Raw genomic sequence first — 12,665 nt, forward strand, 5'->3', positions numbered from 1 at the left:
ATCAGTGCGTGGCGACGGCCGATCGCTCCATCGCCTGCTTGATCGCGGTGTCGGTCAGCGGCTCCATCACCTTGTAACCCTTGAGGGTCGGATGGACGCCGTCCACCGACAGGCCGTCCTGCATGCCGCCTCCGGCGGTCCTCATCGCCGAGAAATAGTCGACATAGGTGTAGCCGTGGTGCGCGGCGTAATCCTTGATCCACGCATTCAGCGCCTTGATGGTGGGGCCGATCGTGAGGTTGGGCCGCCAGGGGAATCGCGCGGCGGGTGTCACCGATCCCAGGATCACGCGAATGCCATGCGCATGCGCGAGCTCGGCCATGGAGGCGATGTTGCCCTCGACCTGCGCCAGCGTCACGGGGCCGGTATTGCCGGCGACGTCGTTGGTACCGGCGAGGATGTGCACCGCCTGCGGATGCAGTTCGATCACGTCCTCGCGAAAGCGCAGCAGCATCTGGGACGTGGTCTGCCCGCCGATGCCGCGATCCAGCTTGCCGGCGGTGAAGAAGGCGGGGTCCAGCTTCTGCCACCCTTCGGTGATGGAGTCGCCCATGAACACGACCTGCGGCGGCGCCTTGCCTGGCGCCGTCAGCGACGCATTGTCGGAGCGGTAGCGACATAGCCGTCCAAAGTCGTGCGCGAAGATATACGTCGCCCATTGTTCTCCGGGCAGCTGCTCCGGCGTCTTCTGGTTGGCGCAAGGATCCGCGACGATGCCTACGGGGTCATCCTGGGCCATGGCTGGCGCAACCGCCGTGCCCAGGAGCGACATCGTGAGTGCTGTGCAGATGATCCACTTGAAAGGCATGGGGCGTGTTCTCCCTGGGAGATGGGGCGGTGCGCGAGGTCACACCACGAGTGCGGATCGCAGGTATCTTCACCTGGCGAACGATAGGCTTCATCGAGCAACGATCGATGCTGTTTGCATGATTGGCTCGATCGTCCAGCGGCATTCGATGGTTGCTTCCTTCGATTTCGGCTGGACACTCCGCAGGTTCATCAATAAGACGGCATCGGTGATATGTCAAAGACAGCACGCCTTTTGATCTTCTGCCTCCTGACGTTTTCATTCGTGGCGGCAAGGGCTGCGAATGAAGAACTGCGCGCTGTTTCCTGGCCGCAGTCGCTGGTGGTGTCATCTTCAAACCTGCGCATCAGCGAGATACGCATTGCATTGGCGTGTGGGGAATTCCGGGGCATCAGGTATATCCCGTCCGACTGGAACATCGAGCTCGAGCGTCCGGTGTCGGGGCGTACCAAACTGCATCTCTCCGCCGGTCACGGTGCCAGCGACCTGCCCAATCTCAAGGCGCTGAATGGAGTCATCGTGGTGTCGGGCGCAGCGTCCCGATGCTTCGATGCATCGGCGGTGGTCTATACGGAAACCTCGGAGCATCGACTCACGAAGGCGGACCTTGGACTGGCCAAGAGTTCACGATGAAGTGATCGCTTCCCCCTGCCCATCCAGGCTGCATTCGTAAGCTCATACGAAAGCGGGCGTGGATTTCCGCTGGTCGGAAGTCGCGTTTTTGCGTCGCAGCGTGACAGCTTGAGTATTCGGCGTCTTAATGGCGCCCTAGGGGATTTGGATCGATCCAAGTCATAAGTGGTTCGAGTCATGCTGCCATGGCAGTCGACCGGAATAACTGGGGCTTGGGCCGTGGTGGGAGGGCCAACGGGAGTGCACGAGAGGTGTGCCCGTGATGTAGCGGTTTTCCACCAGATGAGGTTGAGTGATTGGGAAGCTGTCACATGAAGCCAGAAACCGCCCGCATTCCGTTGATCAAAGCAGCCAGCGCCGCCAGGGCGCTCGTATTCGTGGGAGGGCGTGCCGCCGCCGTCTCGCGCGACCACCGCCTGCACCGCGACATAGCTGTCCGCAGCGCCATCTTCACCCGCATGCCCCGCACGTCCCGTGTCGGGAGAAGCGGAACGGAGTCGTTTTCACGACCGCAGATCCGGGCCTTCGCAGCAACGCATCCAGGACCCTGACGCATCCCCTTCCGTGGATCGCGGGCCATTTTTACGTTTGAAATTTAGATCGATCTAATTTGAGAGGGAGAGGAACACCTGCTGCATAAATCGCGCATCCGCAGCAGCGATTGAACGGGGGATCACCGCGCCGCCTTCAGAGGGGGCGCACATCAAAAGTATGGGGAGAGTGGAAAAATGACGTACTTGCCACACGTGTTTACGCGAAAGCCGTTGTACGCCGCGCTTGCCTTGGCGACCCTGTCGCTGGGCGCTGGCCTTGCTGTGCCCAACGTCGCCTTTGCCGCGCAGGCACCCGCATCTGTTGCGACGGCCACGCCGACGGCGGCACCCGCACCGGCACAAACATCCGATAACGCGGATGCGCAAAAGTCCGACAAGGACAAGAAGTCCGACAAGGACAAAGCCGAGGACGCCAAGACCCTCGGGGCCGTTGTCGTCACGAGCTTCCGCCAGTCGGTCGACCAGAACATGGAAGACAAGCGCGACGCGAACTCCATCGTCGAGGTGATCAATGCGCAGAACATCGCGCAGTTCCCTGCGAAGAACATCGCCGACGCGCTCGCTCACGTCCCCGGCGTGGTGATCACCCGTGAGTCCGGCGAAGGCAAGACGGTCAGCATCCGCGGCCTCGCCCCCGAACTGACGCTCACCGAGTTGAACGGCAACTACGTGGCTTCGGCCGATACCTCGGCCGGCCTGTCGCGTTCGTTCAACTACACCCTGATGCCCGCCAACATGTTCTCGGACATCCAGCTCTACAAGAGCCTGGAAGCGCGCCTGGATGAAGGCGGTATCGGCGGCAACGTCGACCTGCGCACGCGCCGTCCGCTTGAAATGGACGCGAACGATGGCTTCGTATCCATCAATTACGCGGGTTCGGACACCAGCAGCAAGATCAAGCCACAAGGCTCGGCGCTGTGGTCCTGGAAGAACAAGGATCAGACCTTCGGCATCCTTGTCGCCGGCTCTTACCAGGAGCGTTCGGAGGTCGATGACACGGCCAATGGGTCGAACTGGTACTGGTGGTCCGACAAGTGTGTCGACAACACGACGTGTACCGCTCCGCCCACGGATGTCCATGGCCACCCGTATGGCGCCAACGTGGCGCCGAACATTGCTTTGTGGGGTAACGGCGTGGTCGACCAGTCGGGCCGCACCTACGAGGGCTACTGGATGCCCCAGCAGTTCTCCACCAGCGAAAACCACCTGGATCTGAAGACCAAGGGCGCCCAGGTCACGATGCAGTTCAAGCCCGTTGACCACCTGTTGCTGACGGGCAACTACTTCCGCTTCGAGCGTGATCAGACCCAGATCACCAATACCCTGGAAACCCCGGAGTGGGGCCTGCCCAACAACAGCAACTTCGCTGACCAGCAGGGTCGCCTGCTTGCTCCCAACGGCCTGACGTTCGATCCGTCGAACACGGTCGTGCAGGGCGCGAAGTATGTCCTTCCGGCTGCGGGTACGGGCTGTAATTCGTCGGTCAACCCCGTCACCGGTGCGCAGCGGCAGCCGGTGGACGTCTGCTCCACGGAAATCCCGTGGGTCACCGGTAATTACTCGGTCGAGAAGGCCACCTCGCAGACCCTCAACCTCGAAGGCGAGTGGGACAGCGGCGGCGCCCTCAGCGGGACGTTCAACTTCGGTCGTACCTGGGCATCCGGTGGTCCGTCGGTGGAGCTGGGCATGGCCGCCAAGCCACGCAACTTCGTCAACGGTCAGTGGGTGGATGGCAGCACCGGCGCCGCGTGGACGCTGAACGGCAAGCCGACCCTCACGGTCTCGCCGGACGTGCTGCAGAACATGCTTGCCGGCGAAGGCCAGGTGGACCTGGGTTCGACCGGTTCCAACATGGTCAACACCACCACCTCGCAGAACTTCGCCCAGCTGGACTTTACCTGGGCCTTCGACGACAGCTGGATGAAGTCGCTGCAGTTTGGCGCCAAGTACCGCGACAACCATGCCGAGCAGCAGGGCAACGAAATGCGCTGGTATTGCAAGGGCACGCAGCTGCAATTCCAGACCTGCGATCCCACCGCTGGCCAGTTGCCGCCGGGCTTCCTCCTGCCGAACTCGCTCAATGGCAACACCGAGGCCTTCAACGACAACCTGTTCCCGGCGATCAATTTCCCGGCGTACTACAACTACCTCAACTCGACCTATGACCGGGTGCTCTACAACCACCCCGAGAACGAATCCACGATCCAGGAAAAGATCTCGGCCGCATACGCCCAGGCCAACTTCGATACCGGCACGCTGCGCGGCAACGTTGGCTTGCGCTTTGTCAGCACCCAGCAGGACCTGAGCGTCGCCGACGAGGTCACCACCAACAACGCGGTCTACTACCACGATGCGGGCGGCAACATCCTGATCTGCCCGGCCACTGGCGTGAATGCCGGCGGCGGTCCTTGCGCACCGGGTGACTTCCAGTACCTGCCGCGCGAGCAGTCGGTGATCCAGACGTTCTCCAAGGCCACCTCCGCCAAGCGCTACAACAAGCTGCTGCCCAGCTTCAACGTCGCGTGGACCTTCGCCGATGACTTCGTGCTGCGCGCCGCCGGTTCGCAGGCGATGGCTCGTGCCAACTACACCGACCTGGCCCAGTTGGGCAGCATCACCGACTACACCCAGGCCTACTACAACGACCGCAAGCAGTTCGGCTCTCCGCTGCCGGGTTGGTACGGTAGCGGCGCAAACCCGGACCTGAAGCCGTTCACGGCAACCCAGTTCGACCTGGCCGGCGAGTGGTACTACGCACCCGAGTCGGTGGTTGGCCTGGACCTGTTCGAGAAGACGGTGAAGAACTTCGTCGTGCCGGTCACCGTCAACAACATCACGGTGAACGTCGGCGGTACCGACCAGAACTTCATGCAGTACAGCACCAATGCCAACGGTCGCTCCGGTACCTCCAAGGGTATCGAGCTGTATACGCAGCACACGTTCGACATGGGCTTTGGCTACATCGCCAACTACACGCTCAACAAGACCAACGAAACGGCGGTTACGCTCGGCGGTACGGATGTCGGTTCTTCCGAGCTGATCGGCAGTGCCAAGTACGCGGCGAACATTTCGTTGTTCTATGAAAAGAACGGCCTGCTGCTGCGCGCCACCAGCAACTGGACCGGCCGCACCATGCAGGGTTTGGCGTCGGGCCTGCCGATCTATACGCAGCCCTACAACCAGATCGACCTGAACGGCGACTACGAGATCACCAAGCACCTGATGGTGACGGCGTCGATCCTCAACCTGACGCGCTCCACGCCTCGCGAATACCTGGGCAGCGATACGACCGATCGCCTGTACCAGCTCGAGTACGCCGGGCGCCAGTACTACGTGGGCGTGACGTACAAGTTCGGAAAAGGTGGTTAAGCGGTAAGACGAGCGGGGCCGGGAGTTTCTCCCGGCCCCGCATGCTTTGGGTCGCAGGAAAAAAATCATGACATTGCTTTGGGCACGCTTTCCTCGTCGTACCGTCCTCGCCGTGACGTTGTTGGTGGCCGCACTTGGCATCATCGGCCTGGGTCATGCCACCAACAGCAAGCCGACGCCGCCTGCGACATCGGCCATCGATGAAGCCAACCCGCTGGTGGGCACCGCGCCGCTGGACCGGCAGGAACTCATCGGCAACTCGCCGCCTCCGGGTGAGCCGCTGTATTCGGGCATGACGTCGCCGGGTGCGAGCCTGCCGCAGAGTTCGACCGAAGCGACGCCGGTCAACCTCAATGTCGACCTCAGCTATCCCTCGGGCGTCGGCATGTCGTACTACTACCCGAACCCGACCATGATCGGTTTCACCGGCGGCGGATCGACCTACGGTGGCGGTGCCTCGCCGATGATCATGCCGGTGGTCGGCGACTGGACCGTTCCGCCCGACTACGCGCAAGCGACCTACGACAAGGCCAGCGAGAAGGCATCGCCCGGCTACTACTCCGTCGATCTCGCCAACTTTCACACCAAGGTCGAACTCACCGCGACGCGACGCACCAGCCTGATGCGTTTCACCTTTCCGGCGAGCCATCGTTCCAACGTCGTGATCAACCTGCGTCGTCCCGGCGGTGACGTGGAAGTGATCGGCGACCGCACCATTCGCGGTATTAACAAGATCGGACATCCTGAGCGCGATGCCGATGGCACCTGGTTCGTTGCCGAGTTCTCACGCCCGTTCGCCGGGTTCGGCACGTTCCGCGCGAATCACGATCACGAAGGCTACGGCATCGGCGACGCGGACGTGCAGCCCCAGCGGCGCGCAGTATCCGGCAGCTACGCAGGCGCCTATGTCACCTTCGATACCAAGGTCGGCGAGCAGGTGCTGGTGAAGATTGCTCACGGACATAGCGCCGAGGAAGCCGAACAGCGGCTGCGCGATGAAGACCCGGATACGGACTTCGAGCGAGTACACACGCAGGCACGTGCGGCCTGGGCGAAACTGTTCGACCGCGTCGAAGTCAGCGGCGGCACGCCGAAGCAGCGCAGTCTGTTCTATTCGACGCTGTACCACTCCTTTGCCAGCCCGCGACTGCTTGCGCGCAAGGGCGAACACTTCACCGGTGCGGACGGCAAGGTGCAGGTGGCCAGCTACGATCGCTACGGCCCCGTACCCTTCTGGGATACCGGCCGCAACCAGATCACACTGCTGATGCTGATCGAGCCGGACGTGGTGCAGGACATCATGCGTTCGGAGCTGGACCGTGCGCGCGAACGTGGCTACATGGATACCTCGTTCCACGGCGATCACGCGGTGTTCCTCTATGACGGCGCGTGGCAGCGTGGCATTCCGTTCGACTACGCCGCGGCTTACGAATACCTGCGCAAGAACGCGACCGATCCCAAGGGGCCGCGCGGTTATCTCGCCGAGTACGAGAAGAACGGCTGGATCTCCGACATCGTTCCGCCGAACAATCCCAGCCCGCCCTATGCCGGTGGCAAGGCGGGCGCCGCCACCACGCTCGAATATGCCTGGGACGATCACGCGCTGGCGGATGTCGCCCAACGACTCGGCAAGACCGAAGACGCGCAGATGTTCCTGCGCCGCGCCGGGAACTACCGCAACGTATTCGACCCTTCCGTGGGCTTCATGCGGGGACGTGCCGAGGACGGCAAGTGGATTTCGCCGTTCGATCCGGGCGAGCCGTACTACAACTTCATGATGAAGGAAGCCTCGGGCTGGTCCACGCTGTGGCTGGTACCCCATGACGTGCAGGGCCTGATGAAGCTGCTCGGCGGGCGTGATGCGTTCAACGCCAAGCTCGACGCGTTCTTCTCCACGCCTTACACCGCCAAGGGCATCTGTCGCGACTGCACGGGCCTGATCGGCCAGTACGTGCAAGGCAACCAGCCCGATCAGCAGGCGGCCTATCTCTATGCTTGGAGTGGCCAGCCGTGGAAGACGCAGGCGCTGGCGCGCCGCATCCTCGACGAGATGTATGGCAGCGATGCCAGCGGCTACGCCTATCCCGGCATGGATGACCAGGGCTCGACCTCGTCGTGGTACGTGCTCAGTGCGATGGGTTTCTACCCGGTCGATCCTTCCAGCCCCGACTACATCCTGGGCAGCCCGATCTTCGACCGTGTTCGCCTGCACATGGGCAACGGCAAGGTCCTGGAGATCGTTGCGCGCAACAACTCCGCGCGGAACATGTACATCCAGTCGGCGACGCTCAACGGCAAGCCGTGGACCAAGCCCTGGTTCAGCCATGCCGACATCGAGAACGGCGCCACCCTGGTACTCACGATGGGGCCCGAGCCCAACAAGCACTGGGGTGCAAACCCGCAGGATGCTCCACGGTCGATGACGCCGATGGAATGACGAACACTGGTTCATCGCGGCGCGGCCTTCACGGGCCGTCCCCCGCCGCGATGATCGGTGTGCCCTAACATTCGCTGAGCATTTCGTGCGCTAGGCTGGTCCCACCTGAAGCAGCGGGAGGTTCCACGATGCGCCAACTGGTCACATTCCTTTTGCTGATCGGCGCGGTCGCCGCCTACACCACGGGCTTCGGTCCGCTGTTCTTTGGTGCCCCGCTCGTCGGCTATGTGCTGGTCGCCATGGGACTGATCCTGGAAGTCGCCGTTTGGCGAAGGGCGTTGCATCCGGTCCGGCGCTGAACACCGCGCACACTTCGGCTCGACCGCCCCTTCATGGGGGCAGCGCCCGCTGCTGGCGCAAACCAAAGGGATGCTTAATGCCCGGTCGTCGATGAGGGCCGATTAAGGTATTCGAAAGTCTCGAAGGCGCATCGTTTGGCGTCAGTCAAACGAACGGTGGATCCGGTATGCGCCTCACGAGAGAGCATCTGGCGGAGCGGTTCAAGCAACTGGATGTGGAGCTTCGCCAGCTCAAGGCATCAGGCTCGGCAGAGGAAGAGCTTTGGTACGCCATCGAGGCGAGCACACACGTGCCTTCAGCCGCGATAGCGGATGCCGATCGGGGCTGGTGGTGGCAGCAGCTCTACGATCTCACCGAACGTCACGGGCTGACTGACCTCAGCAGGCCAGCGGGCAGGGGCTAACCCCTGTCAGCCCGTGAACGGCTTTCGCGCACGTCGCCTCAGTGAGCGGTCGTGCACGACGGGTTGCCGCTGGCCATCCACTGCCAGGTCGGCATCGTCTCTCCACGCGGAAGGTAGGACACATCGAACACCTTGTCGCCGCGGCGGATCTGAAGTTTCAGCCTGGCCGTCTGATCCGCCTGGATGCCGTCCTGCGGAACCGGCTTCAGGATTTCATCGCCATCCTTGAGACCGGCCTCCGCAGCGGCTGATCCGGGCACCAGGCCGCGAATGACGCGCTTGGGCTGAACCAGCACGGTGGGGTCAAAGCCGAGTTCGTACCGGCGCATGGGCTCCTGGGTGCGCTGGAAACAAGGGCCGAACGCATCCGAGTCGAGCACGACGGGTTTGCCGCTCAGCATGTCGTCGAAGTGTTGCTTGCCGGTCGCGCCAAGCTCGTGCATCACGGCATCGACCCACGCAGCCTGCGTGAGGGGCTGCCCTGCGGTGCGGCGCTTCAGGAAGGTCAGCACGAGATCGTCGAGCGAACGCTTGCCGCGGGATGCTTTCACGATCTCCGCATTGAGCTGCGCGAAGTACAGCGCTCCACGGTCGTATGGCAGCACACGCACGCGCGTGTCGGCCCAGAAGCGCGCGGGAATCTGCTCGTTCGGCGTGGTGTTCAGCAGGTCGGTGTAATAGCGCGCCGCCGTGATGTTGATGTCCTGCAGATAGGCATCGCGGCTGATCTGGCCGGCGCGATACGGGAGCAGGCGCTGGTAGTAAACCGCCAGGCCTTCGGAGAACCATGACGCGGCGAGCTCGTCCTTTTCATCCAGCGCACCGACGAAGGTGTGCACCATTTCATGGGCGAGAGTGAGCTTGAACTCCTCCACCGGAGTTCCCTCGTCGAACGTACCCACGAACGAATTCGCCACCTCGACACCGCCGCCGGGATTGACCTTGTTGCGGCGGAGAAAGACGTTGTAGGTCACGCCGCGGTTGTCGAAGAAGGTGAGGTACGAACCGTAGAGTCGGTGCGTCCACTGCATGAGTGCCCGTGCATCGAACGGGGGCTCGCCTTGCCAGGCCGAGAAGAAGCCATCGGCTGCCGGCGCCGACGGTTCGTGGCTGATGTGGCCACCCATGGTGAAGGTGGATTCCAGTTCTTCGGGGGTCTTCGCGGCGCTTGCCTGCGTACCGACACCCAGGGTCGACACGCCGAGTGCATCGCCGCCGAGCGCGGAGAAATCCCACGCCATCTTCAGGCGATAGGTCTTATCGGTGTCCGGAAGCATCACATAGGTGCCCGCGAGCCCGGAGAAACCGCCCGATTCGCTGCGGAGCTCGAGCGGTGGCGCGGCACCCAGGGGATTGAGTGCGTCGGTGATCGGCGCGCGATAGCTGATCGTCAGCGCTCCATGGACGGCACGCGAGGCCTTCCAGTGGCGATATGGCTTGGGACCATCGGGGTCGTCCTGGCTGCTCAGGGTGAGCGGGCCGTCGGCATCGCTGGCCTTAAGGTTCTCGATCGACGAAGCGACCGTTTTCACGTTGCTGCTCACCAGCGGCAAGCGAAGCAGGGGCGAGCCCGCCGCTGCCTCCGGTGTTGCCCTGATGGTGACGTCGACGAAGGGAATCTTGTGGGCCGTGTCCATGGCGGCGGGCCGCAGGGTCACGTCGACGGTGTTGTCGGTCGAGGCCATGGCGTGCGGTGCGACGGACAGAGCCAATGCCGCCGCGAGCGCGCTTAGCGCGAGAGTCCTGCTGCCGAAGGAATAACCCGTCCTGCGTGTCGCCATGGTTGCGGTCGTCCGGTGAGATGAAAAAGCGCCCTGGCATCGGAGGTTCACGGCCGATACCAGGGCGTGGGGTCAAGCGTACGTCGCGCTTAGAAGTTATAGGTAGCGGAAACGCCGATCGTGCGCGGCTGGATCAGCAGCAGGCCATACGAGCTCACGCCGGTGGTGTTGTTCTGCGGGGTGGCGCTCAGGTAACCGCGGGTGTCGGTGAGATTCTTCACGTACAGGCTCACGTTCCAGTCGTTCGACTGTACGCCGGCATGCAGCTCGCCCGTGGTGTAGGAGCGAAGCTCAAAGCGCTGCGCCTCGGCGGATGCGGTGAAGTTGCTTTCGCGGTTGCCCATGTAGGTCACGCCGCCACCCACGTTGCCGTCCCAGCCGCTGCCCAGCGGGAAGGTGTAGTCCGCGGCGAGATTGCCGGACCACTTCGGCGAGTAGGGCAGGCGGTCACCGGACTTGCCATAGGTGCCGTCCGGCGTGTCCTTGGTGAGTACGGCATCGGTGTACGCCGTGTTGGCGACGATGGAGAGGCCGCGCACCGGACGCCAGCTCAGGCTCAGTTCCGCACCCTGGCTCTTGGCGCTGCCGGCGTTCACGAAATAGGTGTTGCCCGAATCCTGCGAGATCTCGCTGAGCTGGATATTGGTCCAGTCGATGTAGAACAGCGCGCCGCTGAGCGTGAGCGTGTGATCGGCGAAGTCGCCCTTGATGCCCCACTCGTAGCTCGTGAGGTTGTCGGACTTGTACTGGGAGGGGAACTTGCCTTCGTCCATAAGCAACAACGAGTTGGCGCCGCCTGCGCGATAGCCCGTGGCCACGCGGAAGTAGGTCATCACGTCGTTGCTGATGTGATAGCGGGGGCTGAAGCTGTAGGTCCAGTTATGGTCGCTGGCCGTGTCGCTGGTGCTCGAGTCGCCGCCGTTGAGCGGGCCGGAGAGCGCGCTGGAGAAGTGCTGGTCCACCGAGCTGAAGCGACCGCCAAGCTGCACGTCGAACGCATCGGTGAAACGGTAGGTCACGTTACCGAACGCGGCGAGTTCCTTGAACGTGGAGGGCGAGGTACCGTCGTACATCGAGCCCAGTCCTTCATCGCCACCCGTGGTGCCGTTCACGGCCAGCACCTGCTGGAAGCCGGTGGTGTGCTCGCGCGTGAAGAAGCCACCGGCGAGCCAGCTGAGCTGGCGACCGTCATCGGGCGACGACAGGCGCAGTTCCTGCGAGAACTTGCCGGTGTCGTTATCGTTGACGATCTTCACGCCCAGGCCGGGGATGCCATAGATCATGTTGGCGATGCCGCCAAAGGTGCCCGAGACGTCCTGCGGGCCGACCAGCGAATACTGGTTGTAGCTGCTGACGGAGGTGAGGTCGGCCCAGCCGAGCTTGCCATCCATCTGCACCGTATACATGCGGATCTTGGTGTCGGACATGTCCGTGCCCGGCAGGCGCGCATGCTCGTAGGGGCCGTACACCGGCGTGTAGCTGTTCTCCTCCATGTCCACGCGGGCCGAGCTGTCGGTATGCGTGTTCTGCGCCATCGCCGAAGCGTGGATGGTGAACGCGTCGGAGACGTTCCACAGGTACGACAGGCGGCCGCCCTTGCCATCGCCGCTGTTGACGTTGTGCTTGTTCTGCAGCGGGTCGTCGACGTAACCGGCATCCTGGCGATCGAACGCGCTCACGCGCACGGCCATGTCAGCACGCAGCGGGATGTTGAGCGATGCACGCATGGCGTACCCCATGCCACCGTGATCGGTGCTGGATACGTCCGACTGCACGTGGCCGTGAACGCTGTCGGTGTCGGGCTCGGCCATCACGAACTTGATCAGGCCGCCCATGCTGCTGGCGCCGTAGAGCGTGCCCTGCGGACCGCGCAGCACTTCGATGTGGTCGATGTCGAACGGGTCGATGTCGGAGATCGAGTAGTCGGTGGTGGACGAACCGAACGGCGCGTCGTCGATGGAGATGCCCACCGTGGGGTTGTCCTCGCTACCCGCGGAAATGCCGCGGAGTACCAGCGTGGAGCGGCCCGAGCCGCGATCGTTCACGCTCAGGCCCGGCACTTTCGCGTAGTAGTCGTCCAGCTGCGACATGCCCGTGTTGAGCATGGTCGCGGCTTCCACCACGGTCATGGAGATCGGCACATTGAGTTCCGATTCCGATTTCTTTTCCGCCGTGACCGTCACGCTCTGCAGCGTCTTGGCCTTCTGGCTGGAGGCGTCCTTGGATGCGTCGGTTTGCGATGCGTCCTGGGCAAACACGGGCTGCGCCAGTGCCAGCAAGGCGAGCGCGGCGGTGCCGAACAGCGCCTTGTGCATCGCGCGGCTCAGGGTGTTTGCCTTCGGTGAATGAATGGTTGGCTTGGTCATGGTTCTCCCCCACG

Annotated in this window: 8 protein-coding genes; 5 read left to right on the top strand and 3 right to left on the bottom strand. The window is 63.0% G+C overall.

What is annotated here, in order from left to right; translation table 11 throughout:
• Nucleotide 1 precedes the first annotated feature (1 nt).
• The gene (locus EPB08_RS01080) at nucleotides 2–808 is read right to left on the bottom strand and encodes an SGNH/GDSL hydrolase family protein (RefSeq protein ID WP_165418353.1); all 807 of its coding nucleotides are present in this window, start codon (nucleotides 806–808) and stop codon (nucleotides 2–4) included.
• A 213-nt stretch (nucleotides 809–1,021) separates the two neighbouring features.
• On the opposite strand from EPB08_RS01080, the gene EPB08_RS01085 reads away from it, so the two are divergent.
• The 5 genes from EPB08_RS01085 to EPB08_RS01105 all read left to right on the top strand — a co-directional run bounded on the left by EPB08_RS01085 (nucleotide 1,022) and on the right by EPB08_RS01105 (nucleotide 8,504).
• On the top strand, nucleotides 1,022–1,441 hold the full coding sequence (locus EPB08_RS01085) for a hypothetical protein (RefSeq protein WP_130617216.1): 420 nt from the start codon (nucleotides 1,022–1,024) through the stop codon (nucleotides 1,439–1,441).
• Between the two features lie 728 nt (nucleotides 1,442–2,169).
• Nucleotides 2,170–5,364 carry a TonB-dependent receptor gene (locus EPB08_RS01090; protein ID WP_130617217.1) on the top strand — a complete coding sequence of 1,065 codons (3,195 nt, stop codon included), beginning with the start codon at nucleotides 2,170–2,172 and terminating at the stop codon, nucleotides 5,362–5,364.
• 67 nt (nucleotides 5,365–5,431) lie between these two features.
• The gene (locus tag EPB08_RS01095; RefSeq protein ID WP_130617218.1) at nucleotides 5,432–7,801 is read left to right on the top strand and encodes a GH92 family glycosyl hydrolase; all 2,370 of its coding nucleotides are present in this window, start codon (nucleotides 5,432–5,434) and stop codon (nucleotides 7,799–7,801) included.
• Nucleotides 7,802–7,929: 128 nt separating this feature from the next.
• Nucleotides 7,930–8,100, top strand: a complete 171-nt coding sequence (locus EPB08_RS01100) for a glycosyl transferase family 39 (protein ID WP_130617219.1) — start codon at nucleotides 7,930–7,932, stop codon at nucleotides 8,098–8,100.
• A 167-nt stretch (nucleotides 8,101–8,267) separates the two neighbouring features.
• Entirely contained in the window at nucleotides 8,268–8,504 is a 237-nt protein-coding gene (locus EPB08_RS01105) for a hypothetical protein (RefSeq protein WP_130617220.1), read from the top strand.
• A 38-nt stretch (nucleotides 8,505–8,542) separates the two neighbouring features.
• Here the strand turns inward: EPB08_RS01105 and EPB08_RS01110 are convergent, their stop codons facing one another.
• Complete coding sequence (locus EPB08_RS01110) at nucleotides 8,543–10,285, bottom strand: M61 family metallopeptidase (RefSeq protein ID WP_130617221.1); 1,743 nt, start codon at nucleotides 10,283–10,285, stop codon at nucleotides 8,543–8,545.
• Nucleotides 10,286–10,374: 89 nt separating this feature from the next.
• Nucleotides 10,375–12,651: a TonB-dependent receptor gene (locus EPB08_RS01115; protein ID WP_165418354.1), complete on the bottom strand. Its 2,277-nt coding sequence runs from the start codon at nucleotides 12,649–12,651 to the stop codon at nucleotides 10,375–10,377.
• Nucleotides 12,652–12,665: the final 14 nt, after the last annotated feature.

The sequence above is a fragment of the Dyella amyloliquefaciens genome, assembly GCF_004296575.1.
GTDB lineage: Bacteria > Pseudomonadota > Gammaproteobacteria > Xanthomonadales > Rhodanobacteraceae > Dyella > Dyella amyloliquefaciens.